Origin of the sequence: Leptotrichia sp. HMT-225 (genome assembly GCF_030644325.1) — a bacterium.
In the GTDB taxonomy this organism is placed as follows: domain Bacteria; phylum Fusobacteriota; class Fusobacteriia; order Fusobacteriales; family Leptotrichiaceae; genus Leptotrichia; species Leptotrichia massiliensis.
The window spans coordinates 188,112-204,979 of sequence record NZ_CP130323.1; the positions used below are offsets into that span (position 1 = coordinate 188,112).

11 protein-coding genes, 3 tRNA genes, 3 rRNA genes and 1 other RNA gene are annotated in these 16,868 nt (G+C 33.5%); 14 read left to right on the top strand and 4 right to left on the bottom strand.

Annotated elements, in window-relative coordinates; translation table 11 throughout:
* The first annotated feature begins 241 nt into the window (after positions 1-241).
* The 14 genes from QU666_RS00910 (at position 242) to QU666_RS00975 (ending at position 12,459) form a co-directional block, all read left to right on the top strand.
* Complete coding sequence (locus tag QU666_RS00910) at positions 242-982, top strand: sirohydrochlorin cobaltochelatase (protein ID WP_021768536.1); 741 nt, start codon at positions 242-244, stop codon at positions 980-982.
* A 15-nt stretch (positions 983-997) separates the two neighbouring features.
* Positions 998-1,672 carry a cupin domain-containing protein gene (locus QU666_RS00915; RefSeq protein ID WP_021768537.1) on the top strand — a complete coding sequence of 225 codons (675 nt, stop codon included), beginning with the start codon at positions 998-1,000 and terminating at the stop codon, positions 1,670-1,672.
* A gap of 154 nt (positions 1,673-1,826) precedes the next feature.
* The gene (locus tag QU666_RS00920) at positions 1,827-2,549 is read left to right on the top strand and encodes a bifunctional 2-polyprenyl-6-hydroxyphenol methylase/3-demethylubiquinol 3-O-methyltransferase UbiG (protein WP_021768538.1); all 723 of its coding nucleotides are present in this window, start codon (positions 1,827-1,829) and stop codon (positions 2,547-2,549) included.
* Between the two features lie 168 nt (positions 2,550-2,717).
* A complete protein-coding gene (locus QU666_RS00925; RefSeq protein WP_021768539.1) occupies positions 2,718-3,233 on the top strand; it encodes a small multi-drug export protein in 516 nt (171 codons plus the stop codon).
* Positions 3,234-3,304: 71 nt separating this feature from the next.
* Positions 3,305-3,643: a transfer-messenger RNA gene (gene ssrA, locus QU666_RS00930) on the top strand.
* Between the two features lie 199 nt (positions 3,644-3,842).
* Positions 3,843-5,765 (top strand): tRNA uridine-5-carboxymethylaminomethyl(34) synthesis enzyme MnmG, encoded by a 1,923-nt coding sequence (gene mnmG, locus QU666_RS00935; RefSeq protein ID WP_021768540.1) that lies wholly within the window; start codon positions 3,843-3,845, stop codon positions 5,763-5,765.
* A gap of 51 nt (positions 5,766-5,816) precedes the next feature.
* Complete coding sequence (gene rsmG, locus QU666_RS00940) at positions 5,817-6,539, top strand: 16S rRNA (guanine(527)-N(7))-methyltransferase RsmG (RefSeq protein ID WP_021768541.1); 723 nt, start codon at positions 5,817-5,819, stop codon at positions 6,537-6,539.
* A 217-nt stretch (positions 6,540-6,756) separates the two neighbouring features.
* Positions 6,757-8,268: ribosomal RNA gene (locus QU666_RS00945) — 16S ribosomal RNA — on the top strand.
* A gap of 42 nt (positions 8,269-8,310) precedes the next feature.
* Positions 8,311-8,387, top strand: a tRNA-Ile gene (locus QU666_RS00950).
* A gap of 11 nt (positions 8,388-8,398) precedes the next feature.
* A tRNA-Ala gene (locus tag QU666_RS00955) sits at positions 8,399-8,474 on the top strand.
* Between the two features lie 75 nt (positions 8,475-8,549).
* Positions 8,550-11,455, top strand: a 23S ribosomal RNA gene (locus QU666_RS00960).
* Positions 11,456-11,516: 61 nt separating this feature from the next.
* Positions 11,517-11,629 (top strand): 5S ribosomal RNA (rrf, locus tag QU666_RS00965).
* The 16S, 23S and 5S rRNA genes sit together here with 3 tRNA genes alongside, the layout of an rRNA operon.
* 15 nt (positions 11,630-11,644) lie before the next feature.
* Positions 11,645-11,721, top strand: a tRNA-Asn gene (locus QU666_RS00970).
* A gap of 306 nt (positions 11,722-12,027) precedes the next feature.
* Positions 12,028-12,459 carry a DUF6314 family protein gene (locus tag QU666_RS00975; protein ID WP_021768811.1) on the top strand — a complete coding sequence of 144 codons (432 nt, stop codon included), beginning with the start codon at positions 12,028-12,030 and terminating at the stop codon, positions 12,457-12,459.
* Positions 12,460-13,132: 673 nt separating this feature from the next.
* Here the strand turns inward: QU666_RS00975 and QU666_RS00980 are convergent.
* The 4 genes from QU666_RS00980 to QU666_RS00995 form a co-directional block, all read right to left on the bottom strand.
* Positions 13,133-13,684 carry a hypothetical protein gene (locus QU666_RS00980; RefSeq protein ID WP_021768810.1) on the bottom strand — a complete coding sequence of 184 codons (552 nt, stop codon included), beginning with the start codon at positions 13,682-13,684 and terminating at the stop codon, positions 13,133-13,135.
* Positions 13,685-14,030: 346 nt separating this feature from the next.
* On the bottom strand, positions 14,031-14,582 hold the full coding sequence (locus QU666_RS00985) for an ankyrin repeat domain-containing protein (protein WP_021768808.1): 552 nt from the start codon (positions 14,580-14,582) through the stop codon (positions 14,031-14,033).
* Between the two features lie 89 nt (positions 14,583-14,671).
* Positions 14,672-15,148, bottom strand: coding sequence for a hypothetical protein (locus QU666_RS00990; protein ID WP_021768807.1), 477 nt, complete (start codon positions 15,146-15,148; stop codon positions 14,672-14,674).
* A 103-nt stretch (positions 15,149-15,251) separates the two neighbouring features.
* Positions 15,252-16,724, bottom strand: a complete 1,473-nt coding sequence (locus QU666_RS00995) for a hypothetical protein (RefSeq protein WP_021768806.1) — start codon at positions 16,722-16,724, stop codon at positions 15,252-15,254.
* Between the last annotated feature and the right edge of the window lie 144 nt (positions 16,725-16,868).

A 16,868-nucleotide genomic window follows, 5' to 3' on the forward strand; every position in this document is an offset into this window, starting at 1 on the left:
CTTAAAAATTAACTTTGAAAATCGGCTAGAAATAGTCGGTTTTCTTTTTTGTATTATTTGTATTATAAAAAATTAATAAATTTATTTTTAAATTTCTATTTTTTTTAAATATGTGTTATACTACAATAAAATTATTTTAAAACCAAACTCAAAGGTTAGGATTATTTTGTTTAATTCTTGAATTTTTAGCTATTTACAGAGGTTCAAACATACTTTATAAAACTGAAAGGAAATATAGTTTATGGAAAAAGGGATTGTTGTTGCAAGTTATGGAACTGTACATACTGAGACATTAAAAAAAACAATTGAAGTTATAGAAAATAACGTAAAGAAAAAATATGGAGAAAAGAATTTTGAACGTGCATTTACATCTAAAAGAGTATGCCATAAACTGAAAACTGAAAAAAATTATTCAGTCTTTAATCATGAAGAAGTTCTGAATGCTTTAAAAAATAAGGGTTTTAATAATATTGTAACAATGTCGCTTCATATTTTGGATGGAATTGAGTACAAAAAATTGAATAATAAATACGGAAAAATTTCAGAACCGTTATTGTTTGCGGGAGAAGATTATGAAAAAATTGTTGAAAATGAGGAATTTAATGATACAAAAGACAATGATGCAATTATTTTTGTAGGACACGGTTCAGAAGATATTTCGGATAAAAGTTATGAAAAGTTACAGAAAAAATATGAAAAAGCTGGAAAAAACAATATTTTTATTGGAACAATTGAAGGAAAGATTCAAATTTCAGATATTTTAGAGAAATTACAAAATACAGATTATAAAAAAATACTAATAAAACCTTTTTTAATAGTTGCTGGAAAACATGCAAAAAAAGACATTATGTCAGATACTGAAAATTCATGGAAAACAATTTTTGAAAAAAATGGATATATTGTGGAAACAGAATTAGTAGGAATGGGAGAATATCAGTTTATTCAAGAAATGTTTATGAAAAAGCTGGAAAAAATATTATAAATTAAGGAGAGATTTATGGTTAAAATAGAAGTTGCAAAACCGATAAATTTTAATGAGCTTATCACATCTAAGGAAGCCGAAGTTGTAAGCATGAGAATCTTAAATCAGCCAAATAGCTATATTTCTTTATTCTCTTTAGCAAAAGATGAGGAAATAACCGCAGAAGCTATGCTTGGAAACCGTTATTATTACTGCTTTAATGGTAATGGAGAAATTTTTATTGAAAATAATAAAAAAACAATTTCCAATGGAGATTTTCTTGAAATCACAGCAAATCATAATTACTCTATTGAAGCAAGGGATAAATTGAAGTTAATTGAAATTGGAGAAAAGATAGGAGAAGGAAATATGGAAAATAAGACATTAAAAATGCTGGAAAGTGCAAGTGCTTTTAATCTTGCTGAAGTTGTTGAATATCAGGAAGGGAAAATAGTAAGTAAAAATTTGGTAGCAAAACCAAACTTAGTAATGACAATTATGTCTTTTTGGAAAGGTGAGAGTCTTGATCCACATAAAGCCCCTGGAGACGCATTGGTTACTGTGCTTGATGGGGAAGGGAAATATTATGTTGATGGAAAACCATTTGTTGTGAAAAAAGGTGAAAGTGCTGTTCTTCCTGCAAATATACCTCATGCTGTGGAAGCCGAAACAGAAAATTTCAAAATGTTATTAATACTTGTTAAAGAATAAGAATTTTATCAAAAAAATTATATAAATTAGATAGATGTGTTGACCCCAAAAAGTTGGGCAAATTTAATTCTTATTTTATAAAATTTATGTTATAATAATCTAAAATTATAACTTTGCTGTTAAAATTCAAAAAATTTTAAAATTTGGAGAAAATATGAAAAATAAAGAAAACATGAAGAAGTTTTACGATACAATAGCAGAAAAATACGATTTTATCTTTTCACTTTCAGATGTTCAGAAGAATTTTTTTCAAAAATATATTACAGGAAAAAAAGTGCTTGATGTAGGAGCTGCAACAGGTAATTTGTCAAAATTTCTGAAAAATGAAGGATATGATGTAATTTCCCTTGATATAAATGAAAAATTGATTGAGCAGGCTAGAGAAAAAAATGTTGATGTAAAAAATTTGGATATGATGAGAATTGATGAATTGAAAAAATTCGACACAATAATAAATGTTGGAAATACGTTACCGCATTTGAATAGCAAAGATGAGATTTTTTTATTTTTACAAAAGGCTTATTCACAGCTTGAAAATAATGGAAAACTGATTATTCAACTAATAAATTTTTATAAATTTTTTGAAAATCAAAAATCTGAATCTGATTTTTTGGGAAATTTACCATTGATTGAAAATGAAAATGTGAAATTTGAGCGTTATTATTACAAAAATTCTGATAATAATGTGATTTTTAAAACTATTTTGGATGATAAGTTTGAAAATGATGAAATTTTAACAAATGTTAATTATTTTGATTTTATGAAATTTTTTGAGCAATTAGGAATAAGCAATGTAAAAGTATTTGGTGGCTTTAATGAATCTGAGTTTATCTTGGAAAAATCACAGCCGTTAATATTTGTGATTACAAAAAAATAATTAAATTTAGTTGGAAATATGTTGTAAATGTATGAATTTTTGTAAGAATTAGATAAGATTTTAAATAAAAAAATAGAGCATACGTTCTCTTGAAACAACGTAAATAAACAATAAAGGAGAAATTTGTAATAATTAATGAATGTAATTATTATAAAGTAAAAAATAAAAATGATGGAATCTTTTAAAAATTTTATAAAGGTAACTTTGATAGGAGCTCCACTTTTAAACAAAATGATCGGAATATTTCTTATATCAATGCTGCCTATAATTGAGCTTCGTGGTGCAATACCGATTGGAGCGGCTATTGGATTGCCCTGGTACTTAAATATGATTGTTTCGATTGTTGGAAATATGCTTCCTGTACCATTTATTCTGCTGTTTTCAGTAAAAGCCTTTGAATTTATGAAAAAACATAATATTATGGTAAAATTTATTGAAAAAATAGAAAATCGTGCGAAAAAACGAAGTGAAGGGCTTGCAACAGGAGAATTTATTGGTTTAATGCTGTTTGTAGCAATTCCGTTTCCAGGGACAGGTGCTTGGACAGGTGCATTAATTGCGGCGTTGCTTCAATTTAATAGAAAAAGGTCATTTTTTTACATTGGGTTAGGAGTCGTAATAGCTGCAGTAATAATGACTTTAGCGTCTTACGGTGTAATAAGCCTTTTTGCACCGAAACATTAAAAAAAATTAAAACGGCTGTTGAAAAATAAATGTTTTTGTGATAGAATTACTTAAGAGTTAAAAATAGTTAAGGGAATGTTCTGGTTTCGACAGGATAAAAAGATTATTATTGGCAAGTAAGCGGGAGCTTTAAAATCCAACTTAAAAATAATCGGAAACGATAATTACGCATTAGCTGCCTAAGATAGCAGCTCATCTCTTTTGGGAATGCCATTTTTCCATTAGATGATGTCATTTTTAATGGCTTACTCAAATGTATGATTATGTCATTTGGGGAAAACTTATAATCTCGCCTTTAGACTTTTGTCTGTTTAATATCTAACGGTTAAAGCGTTAAATAGACTAAACTTGTAGAAGATAGTAAGAACTTTTTATTTTGGACACGGGTTCGATTCCCGTCATTTCCACCAAAACAGAAAATAAAAATATAATTATTAAATAACAAGAACGGGTTGAACAACTCGTTTTTTCTTTTTTTAAAAATACTTTATTGAAAAAAACAAAATATTAATATATAATGGATTTATAAAAAGAATTGAAATTGAAAGGAGAGTGTAATTTTAGGTCAAAGTATTATTTTGAGAATAAAAATTACAATTTATAAATAAAATGAGAAATTATGATGTAATTGTAGTTGGTGCTGGACACGCGGGAATTGAAGCGGCATTGGCATCAGCGAGATTAGGATTGAATACAGCAATTTTTACAATAACATTAGATAATATAGGTGTTATGTCCTGTAACCCGTCAGTTGGAGGACCTGCAAAAAGCCATCTGGCTAAGGAAGTTGACGCATTAGGTGGAGAAATCGGACGAAATATGGACAAAAGCTTTGTACAAATGAGAATTCTGAATACAAAAAAAGGACCGGCAGTTCGTTCGTTAAGGGCTCAGGCGGATAGAAAAATTTATGCAAGGGAAATGAAAAAAACAATAGAAAATCAGCAAAATTTAGATACTGTTCAAGATATTGTCACAGAATTAATTGTAGAAGAAATTGAAATTTTAGAAGGTAATTCTAAAAGAATTGAAAAAGTTATAAAAGGGATAAGAACTAAGACAGGAATGGAGTTTTTTGCAAAGGCAGTTGTACTTGCAACAGGAACATTCTTGAGAGGACTTTTATACATTGGAGATAAAAGGGTGAAAGGTGGAAGAATGGGAGAGTTATCGGCAGATGACCTTACAGATTCCTTAAAATATTTAGGATTTAAAATGGATAGATTCAAGACAGGAACACCTCCTAGACTTGATATTAGAACATTAAATCTGGAAAAATTGGAAGAACAGCCGGGAATAACAGGTATTCCGTTAAAATTTTCAATGAGAACGCCAAATGATGAAGTTTTGGAAAAACCGCAATTATCGTGCTATTTGACAAGAACTAATGAAAATACACATAAAATAATAATGGATAATCTGGATAAAGCGCCAATGTATAATGGAAGTATAAGCAGCACAGGGCCAAGATATTGCCCGTCGATTGAAGATAAAGTTGTAAAATTTAATGATAAAGACAGCCATCATCTGTTTTTGGAGCCAGAAGGATTTGATACGGCGGAAGTCTACATAAGTGGACTTTCCACAAGCTATCCCGCTAGTTTGCAGCAGAAGATAGTAAATACAATTGATGGACTCGAAAATGCCCATATAATGCGATATGGGTATGCGGTAGAATACGATATTGTAGACCCTAGCGAACTTGACTACACTCTTGAAACCCGTAAAGTAAAAGGACTTTATCTGGCTGGACAGCTAAATGGGACAAGCGGTTATGAAGAGGCGGCTGCACAGGGAATTATAGCAGGAATCAATGCAGCTTTAAAAATTAGAGGAGAAGATCCGTTTATTTTGGATAGAGAGAGTTCATACATTGGGACAATGATAGATGATTTAATAAATAAGGAATTGTTTGAGCCATATAGAATGTTTACGGCGAGATCTGAGTTCCGTCTTATTTTACGTGAAGACAACGCTGATATAAGACTTTCTGAAAAGGCTTATAAAATTGGACTTCTTGATAAAAAATATTATGATATTGTACAGGAAAAGAAAAAAAATGTTAAGGAAACAATAGAAATTCTTGAGAATATAAAACTTGGAAGCAGTAACCAAAGGCTTATGGAAATTCTTGATAAATATAACGAAAGTCTAAAAAGTGGAACGACTTTAAAGGAAATTTTACGTCGTCCAAAAGTTACATATCAAGATATAAAATATATAGCTGAAATCATTGAAAATGTTCCAAATCTAAATTTTGACGATGAAACTGAATATCAAATTGAAGTTCAGACAAAATATGAAGGCTACATCGCCAAAGCTATCCAAATTATGGAAAAACAGCAAAAACTGGATGATAAAAAAATTCCTAAAAATTTTGACTATGACAGTATGAAGGGAATTACAAGAGAAGCAAAACAAAGATTGAAAGAAAATAGACCATATAATGTAGGACAGGCATCCAGAATGTCTGGAGTAACGCCAGCAGATATTTCTGTACTGCTCATGTATTTAGATGGAGTTTTAAAATAAAATCTAGCTATAAAAAAACTTTTATATATTAATGGAACGTAAGGAGAAAAAGTGGAAAATATAAACGAAGAAGCCAATTTAAGAGAATATTTCTTAAACTTGCTTTCAAAATCAGAAATTAAAGTATCAGACGAAAAAATTACACAAATGCTTAAATTTTTAGAACTTTTATATAATAAAAATCAAATTATGAATTTAACAGCAATTCGTGAGAAAAAAGGAATGCTGGAAAAACATTTTATAGATTCCTTGCTTTTAACAAAAGTTATAAATGATAACGAAAAATCTTTTATAGATGTGGGAACAGGTGCTGGATTTCCTGGGCTTGTACTTGCCATTTATTACCCAGAGAAAAAGTTTTTGTTAGTAGATTCAGTAAGGAAAAAAATAGAATTCATAAATGAAGGAATAAAAGAATTAAATTTACAGAATGTAACCACAAGTTTTGAACGTGCAGAAGAATTAATAAAAGATAGAAGAGAAAGTTTTGATGTTGCTCTTTGCCGAGGGGTAGCCAATTTAAGAATAATACTGGAGTATATGATTCCATTCATAAAGGTAAATGGACGTTTTTTACCGCAAAAATTAAACCTAAACGAAATAGAAGAATCGAAAAATGCTCTAAAGGTTTTAAATGCAAAAATAAACAAAACTTTTGAATTTAATCTTCCAGAAAGCAAAGATACAAGAATAATATTGGAGATTATAAAACTTCAAAAAACAAAGATAAAATATCCTAGAAAAGTAGGAATACCGGTAAAGAAACCTTTATAACTACAAAAAACACAAATTTTTTGAAAAAAAGTAGTTGACAAATAAATTCAGTTATGATAATATATATCTTGTCGATACGAAATCGTGTCGCAGGACAATTGAGATAAGAATAGAAGAAGCAATAATGTGTAAAAGATAAATAATAGTCAAGAGCTCTTGTTGTAAAACAAGATTCTCGTCAAGATAAAGGTGAAATTTAAATATATGTAAAATATATTGAATGAAGAGTTTGATCCTGGCTCAGGATGAACGCTGACAGAATGCTTAACACATGCAAGTCTTTGGCAAATCTGTGCTTGCACAGCCTAGCCAAGGCGGACGGGTGAGTAACGCGTAAAGAACTTGCCCTGCAGACAGGGATAACAGACGGAAACGACTGATAACACCTGATACAATTGCCGGCACGCATGTGCCTGGCAATGAAAAGAGATGCTGCAGGAGAGCTTTGCGTCCTATTAGCTTGTTGGTGAGGTAACGGCTCACCAAGGCGATGATAGGTAGCCGGCCTGAGAGGGTGAACGGCCACAAGGGGACTGAGATACGGCCCTTACTCCTACGGGAGGCAGCAGTGGGGAATATTGGACAATGGGGGCAACCCTGATCCAGCAATTCTGTGTGCACGAAGAAGGTTTTCGGATTGTAAAGTGCTTTCAGCAGGGAAGAAGAAAGTGACGGTACCTGCAGAAGAAGCGACGGCTAAATACGTGCCAGCAGCCGCGGTAATACGTATGTCGCAAGCGTTATCCGGAATTATTGGGCATAAAGGGCATCTAGGCGGCCAGACAAGTCTGGGGTGAAAACTTGCGGCTCAACCGCAAGCCTGCCCTGGAAACTGTTTGGCTAGAGTGCTGGAGAGGTGGACGGAACTGCACGAGTAGAGGTGAAATTCGTAGATATGTGCAGGAATGCCGATGATGAAGATAGTTCACTGGACGGCAACTGACGCTGAAGTGCGAAAGCTAGGGGAGCGAACAGGATTAGATACCCTGGTAGTCCTAGCTGTAAACGATGATTACTGGGTGTGGGCATGAAGAGTGTCCGTGCCGAAGCAAATGCGATAAGTAATCCGCCTGGGGAGTACGGCCGCAAGGCTGAAACTCAAAGGAATTGACGGGGACCCGCACAAGCGGTGGAGCATGTGGTTTAATTCGACGCAACGCGAGGAACCTTACCAGATCTTGACATCCTACGAATGCCTGTGAGAACAGGCAGTGCCTTCGGGAACGTAGAGACAGGTGGTGCATGGCTGTCGACAGCTCGTGTCGTGAGATGTTGGGTTAAGTCCCGCAACGAGCGCAACCCCTATCGTTAGTTACCATCATTAAGTTGGGGACTCTAGCGAGACTGCCTGCGAAGAGCAGGAGGAAGGTGGGGATGACGTCAAGTCATCATGCCCCTTATGATCTGGGCTACACACGTGCTACAATGGCCGGTACAGAGAGCTGCAAAGCGGCAACGCCAAGCGAATCTTTAAAGCCGGTCCAAGTTCGGATTGAAGTCTGCAACTCGACTTCATGAAGCTGGAATCGCTAGTAATCGCAGATCAGCAATGCTGCGGTGAATACGTTCTCGGGTCTTGTACACACCGCCCGTCACACCACGAGAGTTGTTTGCACCTGAAGCTGCCGGTCTAACCGTAAGGAGGAAGGCATCTAAGGTGTGGATAGTGATTGGGGTGAAGTCGTAACAAGGTATCCGTACCGGAAGGTGCGGATGGATCACCTCCTTTCTAAGGAGTTAATTCATTACACTGCTTCTTCATATATCTTATGGGCGTGTAGCTCAGGTGGTTAGAGCACTGTGCTGATAACGCAGGGGTCGCTGGTTCGAGTCCAGCCATGCCCACCATATTATGTCTTGGGGATATAGCTCAGTTGGGAGAGCGCTGCCCTTGCAAGGCAGAGGTCAGCGGTTCGAACCCGCTTATCTCCACCAATTAATATTTAGGACAATGGGAAATGAATAGTAGGTAAAAGATTACAATGAAACTAGAGTAAAAGTTATTCTGGATAAAAAGCTAATAAGGGCACACGGAGGATGCCTAGGCAACAACAGCCGATGAAGGACGTGATAAGCTGCGATAAGCTGGGAGAAGATGCACATAATCGTTAATCCCCAGATTTCCGAATGGGAAAACCTGCATGTCTGGAGGACATGCGTGAAAACGGTAAGCCCGTGAACTGAAACATCTAAGTAACGGGAGGAAAAGAAAGTAAAAACGATTCCCTAAGTAGCGGCGAGCGAACGGGGAAAAGCCTAAACCGTGCCAGTGCCAAGCGGACAGCATTGCTGGCACGGGGTTGTGGGACTTCCATTAACGGATTGTCATAATGTTTAAACTGTATGTATGTAAGTAGAATCAGCTGGGAAGCTGAACCAAAGAAGGTGATAGTCCTGTAGAACATAAAATACATATAGTGACTGGAAGCACCCGAGTAGCGTCAGGCACGAGGAATCTGGCGTGAATCAGCGTGGACCATATCACGCAAGGCTAAATACTGTTGTTGACCGATAGTGAAGAGTACCGTGAGGGAAAGGTGAAAAGAACCCTGAGCAAGGGAGTGAAATAGAATTTGAAACCGTGTGCTTACAAACGGTAGGAGCACTTTATGTGTGACTGCGTGGATTTTGGTTAATCATCCTGCGAGTTATGATTAGTGGCAAGGTTAATAAAGTGGAGCCGAAGGGAAACCGAGTCTTAATAGGGCGTTAAGTCGCTAGTCATAGACGCGAAACCTAGTGATCTAGGCCTGTCCAGGCTGAAGCTGAGGTAAGACTCAGTGGAGGGCCGAACTCACCGCCGTTGAAAAGTTGGGAGATGAGGCAGGTCTAGGGGTGAAAAGCCAATCGAACTAGGAGATAGCTCGTTCTCTCCGAAATGCATTTAGGTGCAGCCTTGACGTTAAGATATGTGGGGGTAGAGCTCTGTATGGTCTAGGGGGCGTACTGCTTACCGAAATCAAGCAAACTTCGAATACCATATATTAATAGTCAGGAGTGAGTCCGCGGATGACAAGGTCCGCGGACGAGAGGGGAACAGCCCAGACCGCCAGCTAAGGTCCCTAATTATGTCTAAGTGGGAAAGGAGGTGGATATTCACAGACAACCAGGAGGTTGGCTTAGAAGCAGCCATACCTTAAAAGAGTGCGTAATAGCTCACTGGTCGAGAGTATCTGCGCCGAAGATGTAACGGGGCTAAGACATAAACCGAAGCTGCGGAGGCGTGTTTACACGCCTGGTAGGAGAGCGTTCTGTAGGCCGTTGAAGGAATGCCGTAAGGCCATTCTGGAGGTATCAGAAGTGAGAATGCAGGAATGAGTAGCGAGAAGGCGGGCGAGAATCCCGCCGGCCGGAAGTCCAAGGTTTCCAGGGGAAGGTTTGTCCGCCCTGGGGAAGTCGGGACCTAAGCATAAGCAAAATTGTGATGGCGAATGGAAAACAGGTTAATATTCCTGTACCACTATTATCGCTTGAGAGACGGAGTGACGCAGGAAGGTATGTGAGAAGACTGACGGAATAGTCTTTCTAAGGGCGTAGCATGGACACGCAGGAAAATCCGCGTGTCTAAATGTGAGACCTGATGGGGAAGTGCATTAGCATAAGTCACAGATCCTACACTGCCGAGAAAAACTTCTATCGATGAGAAATAGTGCCCGTACTGTAAACCGACACAGGTGGACAGAGTGAGAAACTTAAGGCCGACAGGATAACTCTAGCTAAGGAACTCTGCAAAATAGCCCCGTAACTTCGGGAGAAGGGGTGCCTGATATACTTGAGAGGAGAAACACCTCAAGGGGAAACAGGCCGCAGTGAAGAGTCCCAAGCAACTGTTTACCAAAAACACAGGTCTATGCTAAGCTGAAAGGCGACGTATATGGGCTGACACCTGCCCAGTGCCGGAAGGTTAAGAGGAGGATTGAGAGATTCGAATTGAAGCCCCGGTGAACGGCGGCCGTAACTATAACGGTCCTAAGGTAGCGAAATTCCTTGTCGGGTAAGTTCCGACCTGCACGAATGGTGAAATGATTTGGGAGCTGTCTTGGCTGGAGACCTGGTGAAGTTGTAATGTCGGTGAAGATACCGACTACCTGCAGTAGGACGGAAAGACCCCGTGGAGCTTTACTGTAGTTTGGCATTGGGTTTTGGCTGTGTGTGTATAGGATAGTTGGGAGACTGTGAAGTTAAGGCGTCAGTTTTAACAGAGTCGTCGTTGGAATACCAACCATATGCCGTTGAAATTCTAATCTGGTAACGGAGACAGTGCTAGATGGGCAGTTTGACTGGGGCGGTCGCCTCCCAAAGAGTAACGGAGGCGTTCAAAGGTTCCCTCAGGCTGGATGGAAATCAGCCTAAGAGTGCAAACGCATAAGGGAGCTTGACTGCAAGACTGACGGGTCGAGCAGGTACGAAAGTAGGAGTTAGTGATCCGGCGGTTCCGTATGGAAGGACCGTCGCTCAACGGATAAAAGCTACCCCGGGGATAACAGGCTGATACTTCCCAAGAGTCCATATCGACGGAAGTGTTTGGCACCTCGATGTCGGCTCGTCTCATCCTGGGGCTGGAGAAGGTCCCAAGGGTTGGGCTGTTCGCCCATTAAAGAGGCACGCGAGCTGGGTTCAGAACGTCGTGAGACAGTTCGGTCCCTATCCACTGCAGGCGCTTGAATACTGAAAAGATCTGACCTTAGTACGAGAGGACCGGGTTGGACAGACCTCTGATGTACCAGTTGTCACGCCAGTGGCATGGCTGGGTAGTCACGTCTGGAACGGATAATCGCTGAAAGCATCTAAGCGAGAAACCGACTTTGAGATGAGTATTCGCAGTATCCATGGAGAACACATGGTTGATAGGCCAGAGGTGTAAGTGCAGCAATGCATTCAGCTGACTGGTACTAATATTACATCTGCTTTTTAATTAATCTTTTACTACTACTATTTATTTCTCATTGTCTTAACTTGACAATTTAGTTTTTAAAGTTTGGTGATGTTAGCAGCAGGGATACACCCGGTTACATTTCGAACCCGGCAGTTAAGTCTGTTTACGCCTACGATACTTGGATTCGTCCCGGGAAAATAGGTAGTTGCCAAACTTTTTTCTTTTGTGTGTCTCCGTAGCTCAGCCGGTTAGAGCATCTGACTGTTAATCAGAGGGTCGTTGGTTCGAGTCCAACCGGGGACGCCATTTTTTTTTGTTAAAAATATTCAAAAAGTAGATAAATTTTAAAATAAAAAGAAATAGAGGATGTGCAATAATTAATAAATGGTTTTGTAAAGATGAAGATAATATAGCATTATGAAAAATATAGATGACTTAGACAGGATACTTTCTGAAAAAAGTATAAAGTATTTTGTCTTTTTTTGTTTATAAGGTGGATAACTTTTGTTATAAAAATGGATAAATAGTATTTGTTTTCTTTATTTTGTACTTTATTTTTGATATACTGTAATAAATATATTGGAAGATGTTTGAAATTACGGGAGAAATAGTATGGATAGGATTATGGATATTTATGAAATGATGAGAAATGTTAGAAGGATTTCTTTTAAGGCAGAGAGTTTGGAAGGGTCTTCGACAGGTTGGAATTATGTTGGTAAAGGGAATGTTGTGATTAAAGAAGAAGGAGATAGGTTGTATTTTATTGAAGAAATTATTCTGGATAATGATATTCGGTATAGTGATAGAAAATTATGGGAGTTTAAGGAAAATTATATTGGATTTTATAGGTTTAGAAATGGTGATTATGAGAAGATATTTGAGTTTTTATTTTGTGATGGGGAATTTATGATGAAGAAAGAGTATTTGTGCAGTCCTGATTTATATTATGGAGAAATAAAGATTTTTGATAATAGAATGTGTTTGATGATAAAAGTAAAGGGGGAAAAGAAGAATGAAGTTTTGGAATACACGTACTTAACATAAAATTTAATATGAATTCAGGATTTTTGGAAAGTATTGAAACAGAGTGTATTTAGTATACTTGATACTAGGCTTGATTTAAATAATTAATTTATTAAAAATATTTTTAACAAGAAATTAAAATGTAATTTTTGCTTGTTAAACTGATTATAGGATTAAAATTTAGAATTTAAATTAGGACATGTCTGAAAACTCTTAAAATAATGAATTTTTAACAAATTTTTTAAAATTAGAAATAATAAATACTGATTTTATCGTGCTTTGTACAATTTATAAAACAAAAAAAATTAAAAATAACATAGATTTTGAGTTTTTAAACACAGCCTATTTTTAAATATTGAAATAAAGTAACTTATACTAAACCTTATTTAAAAAATAGTAATAAAATTTTATAATAATTAGTTTGATAGCCTTGTAAAAAAAATCAAATCTAACTTTTAAGTATTTGTATAGGAGATTTTTATTCAGATTTTGAAAAACTGCTTATTATTAATAAATATTTTTCATAATTTTATGTTTTTTCTTTTATATGATATACGCAAGTCAAATCAGTCAGTATTTCCCTTTATTTCGCAATAATAATAATTCTAATAATATTAAAAAGAATGGCGAAAATGCTATATACTAATCCTGAAAAATAACCGCTGTCTTTTACAACAACGATTATCTAAAAATTCTAACTATCTTCTTTCAGGTTATATTTTTTTATATAATCTTCCATCATTTTTAATGCTATTGGTTTCTGACACCTTTTAACAAATTCTAAAGCTGTTAATCCCCATTTATCTTTTGTTAATAATTGTAATCCTGGTTGAGAAAAGATTAATTTATATAGTGGAATCATCTCGTTTTCATCAGTAAAATAATTAAAAATATTTTTAAAAACTACAATTCTGTATGGTTTGTATAATGCTGTTATATCTGCTCCTTTTTCTAAAAAAATTCTGCATAATTCTGTTGTTCCAGCTATATCATTCCCTCCACTTTCAAATAAAGGAAAAAATAAAGTAGTTCCTTCCTTTGTTCTGTATTTAATATTAGCACCTTTATTTATTAAAAAAATTGATATTTTATAACGTGCTTCGTCATTATTATTTCTTAAGGCATCATATAAAATATTACTTTTCAAGACACTTTCTTTATTTTCATATCCTTTTTCAAATAATTCTAAAAAATCTTCGTATGTTCCTAACATTGCTGCAGCAGATACTGTTCTATATTCTGACATTTTAATATCTCCTTCCTATTATTTTATAGGTATTTTCATTTCTTGTTTTTGAATTATATTTTGTATATTATTTATATAATCTGGCTTATATTCTAATAATGGTACTGTTTTGTATTCTTTTCTACACCTTGCTTTAAACCTCCATTTATAAGCAACTTTCACTTTTTCTGTTCAGATTATTAAATATTTCTATAACTATATTTTAACAGACAGATTTCTTTTTAGCCATAACAAAAACCTCCAAATATTATACAGTTATTTTACCATATATTATTTAGAGGTTTACACAAAAATTCTTACACACCCATTCTAATATATACTTTTATAACAATGATTATTAAGTACTCTAATTTTCTTCTTTTAGATTATATTTTTTTACATAGTCTTCCATTATTTTCACTGCTATTGGTCTATTAGATCTTCTGGCAAATTCAATTACTGTTAATCCCCATTTATCCTTTACTAAAAGAGGAAGTCCTGGTTGAGAAAATATCAGTTGATATAGTGGTAACATTTCTATTTCAGGAGCACCAATATTAAATAATTCCTTGAAAGAAACCGTTTTCTCTTTCTTATATATTGTTGTTATATCCGTGCCTTTTTCCAATAATGTTTTACATAATATTGTTGTTTTTACTATATCTGTCCAACCATATGAGAATAACGGAAAAAATAAACTTATCCCATCTTCTGTTACTGCTTTAACATCAGCTCCTTTATTTATTAAAAAATTAGTAATTTCATAACGTGCAATGCTATTAGTATTTGCTAATGCATCAAATAAGATACTATCTCCCGATGCATCTCCAATTTTTTCATCTCCTTTTTTGAATATTTCTATAACATCTTTTAATGTTCCAAATCTTACTGCTTCCCAAATTGTTGTATATTCTGACATTTTTATCTCCTTTTTTAATTTTAATGCTTCATTTTTGTTTTTAAAAATATTTAAAATTTAAAGTTGTTTTTATTTTTGTTCTAGTATTCTTAATAATTACCTTTCAGGACTTCTACTAGCACACATCTATTTTTTATATTCTTTTCAGGATATTTGTCTATATTTTTTAATATATTTTTCTTTTCTTTTTCTGGTACTGAAATATATTTTATTTTTGCTTCCTTATCAATTCCAAATGCTATTCCAAATAACTTTCTTTTTGTATAGAACCATTTTTTTCCAACTATTTCATAAGCATAATCTCTAGCTTCTCTTAATGAAGCAAAAAATTCATCTTGATTAGCAATTTCTCGCATTTTTCCATTTTCATCATCTGTATAAAATTTTATTTTCCTTTCTTTAAAAATCTTATAATTTTTTTCGTAGTATTCTTTTCTGTTTGCCATATAGCGATTATTTGGACAATCGGATACATTTATTCTTGCCTTGTTTAAACGATTTCTATAAAATAGACTAATAGCAACTATAAAAGTAAATAACAATGATAATTTGAAAAACTTATTCATAGTTGATCTCCTTTCTTTACTTTATTCGTATTTTCAAATTATATTTTCTATATTATTTATATAATCTAGTTTAGATTTTAATACAGGAAAATTTTTAGTAAAATTACTCTTTTTTAGAAGTTCTTTTTATAAAAGAATTTAGATAGCGGTTATTTTTTTTTCTGCTATAAATCATTATTCGAGAATAATTTCTTTTTTTCTTTATGTTAGAAAATCTGTCTATCTTGTTTAATATTATGTAGCGTTTAATTAATTTTAGAATGTTAAATAACTCTGTTAGTATTGGGAGCAGGAGTATTATAAAAATTAGCAAGTATGATTTTGAAAAATAGGATACGAGGACGTTTATTATGTCGTAGCCTTTTTTTAGATTTTTGTCAAAAAATAGACTAAAGATAAAATCTCTTATTAGTAGCGTTTGAATCAAGGCTATTGGAAACATTAGCAGTTTTATTGTTCTGAGGATTGAAAAAACAGATTTTTTTATTGTTAGAGTATTTTTTTCATTTAGCATTAATTTGGATACTATTTTTTCTTTTTCTTCAAATGGAAAATTGTAGTATTCATATTCTATTAAAATAAAAATTATTAAAAATGTAAACAAAAAATTATTTATAATTTTTTTGATATTTAAACTAGTTCCCATCACACCAAAATCACTAATTTTTTTACTTTCATCCCGTAATTCAAAATTATTGTTTAATATTAAAGTTTCACCAGTTTCCAGCTTAATTATTTTTCCATATACTTCTCCTTCGATGATTTTTTTATTTTTTAGTTTTATTTTTACGGTATCCCAGTTGAAATAAATTATCTTTCCTTTTAGCCATATTGTTTCATTTTTTTCATTTATAAAAGATAAATTTACATTGTTATTGTCGTCAATTACTGTATCTGTGATATTTATATTTCCCTTTTGAGAGTTTTCGTAAGTAAGAATTTTTAAATTTTTATCTACTTTCCATTTTGTTTTTCCATCTTTGTTTACAATTTCGAGAGTGCTGTTTTTTAACTCGTCTATTGAATTTATTTCCGCGTTTTTTATTAGAATGGATTTTTTATTTAATATTTCAAGTTCGTTTTTGTAGGAATTAAGGAAGTAGCCTGCTCCAAAGAAAATTACAGCCATTAGAAAAATTTTTTTAATACTATAGTCGTAAAAATAAGCAGTAAAAATTTTCTTTTTAATAATAAAAGTTATAAGCATTGACAAAAACGATAGTATTATTATAATAACAGCTGAAGCGTATATAAAGTAGTTGTAGCCTTTTAGATTTAAGGCAAGATTTAAAAATGAAATATAAAATAGGACTATGAGCAGAAACCTTAAAACATATCTATTTACATTTATAATTTGTATTTTGCCATTTTTTATATTTTGAATTTTTTCCAATTGCTTATTTATTTTAGTTTTATTTATATTTTTTAATTTTAGCTGATTCTTTAGCAAGGTTGATTTTTTATTTAGTTCATTTAATAATTTTGGTTCATTTTCCAGTTCTTTTTTTCTTTTTTGTATAAAAAATTTTTTGAAAAATTCGATAATTTCTATTTTACTTTTAAATAGTTCTTTCATAAGTTACCTCTCCTGCTAGTAAATTTTGTTTTGTTATTATAGCATTATTGTATTATATTTTCTATATATTCATTATAGAGAAAATTTTTAAAATAAAAGAATTGTAATGAAAACGTAAACGAAAGAGAATTATTAAAAAAATTA

What these genes read in the sequence shown, in the direction of transcription:
- QU666_RS00985 (WP_021768808.1), bottom strand. Translation starts at nt 14,582, where the DNA reads ATGTCAGAATATACAACAATTTGGGAAGCAGTAAGATTTGGAACATTA.
- QU666_RS00990 (WP_021768807.1), bottom strand. Translation starts at nt 15,148, where the DNA reads ATGAATAAGTTTTTCAAATTATCATTGTTATTTACTTTTATAGTTGCT.
- QU666_RS00920 (WP_021768538.1), top strand. Translation starts at nt 1,827, where the DNA reads ATGAAAAATAAAGAAAACATGAAGAAGTTTTACGATACAATAGCAGAA.
- QU666_RS00910 (WP_021768536.1), top strand. Translation starts at nt 242, where the DNA reads ATGGAAAAAGGGATTGTTGTTGCAAGTTATGGAACTGTACATACTGAG.
- QU666_RS00925 (WP_021768539.1), top strand. Translation starts at nt 2,718, where the DNA reads ATGATGGAATCTTTTAAAAATTTTATAAAGGTAACTTTGATAGGAGCT.
- QU666_RS00980 (WP_021768810.1), bottom strand. Translation starts at nt 13,684, where the DNA reads ATGTCAGAATATAGAACAGTATCTGCTGCAGCAATGTTAGGAACATAC.
- mnmG (WP_021768540.1), top strand. Translation starts at nt 3,843, where the DNA reads ATGAGAAATTATGATGTAATTGTAGTTGGTGCTGGACACGCGGGAATT.
- QU666_RS00915 (WP_021768537.1), top strand. Translation starts at nt 998, where the DNA reads ATGGTTAAAATAGAAGTTGCAAAACCGATAAATTTTAATGAGCTTATC.
- QU666_RS00995 (WP_021768806.1), bottom strand. Translation starts at nt 16,724, where the DNA reads ATGAAAGAACTATTTAAAAGTAAAATAGAAATTATCGAATTTTTCAAA.
- QU666_RS00975 (WP_021768811.1), top strand. Translation starts at nt 12,028, where the DNA reads ATGGATAGGATTATGGATATTTATGAAATGATGAGAAATGTTAGAAGG.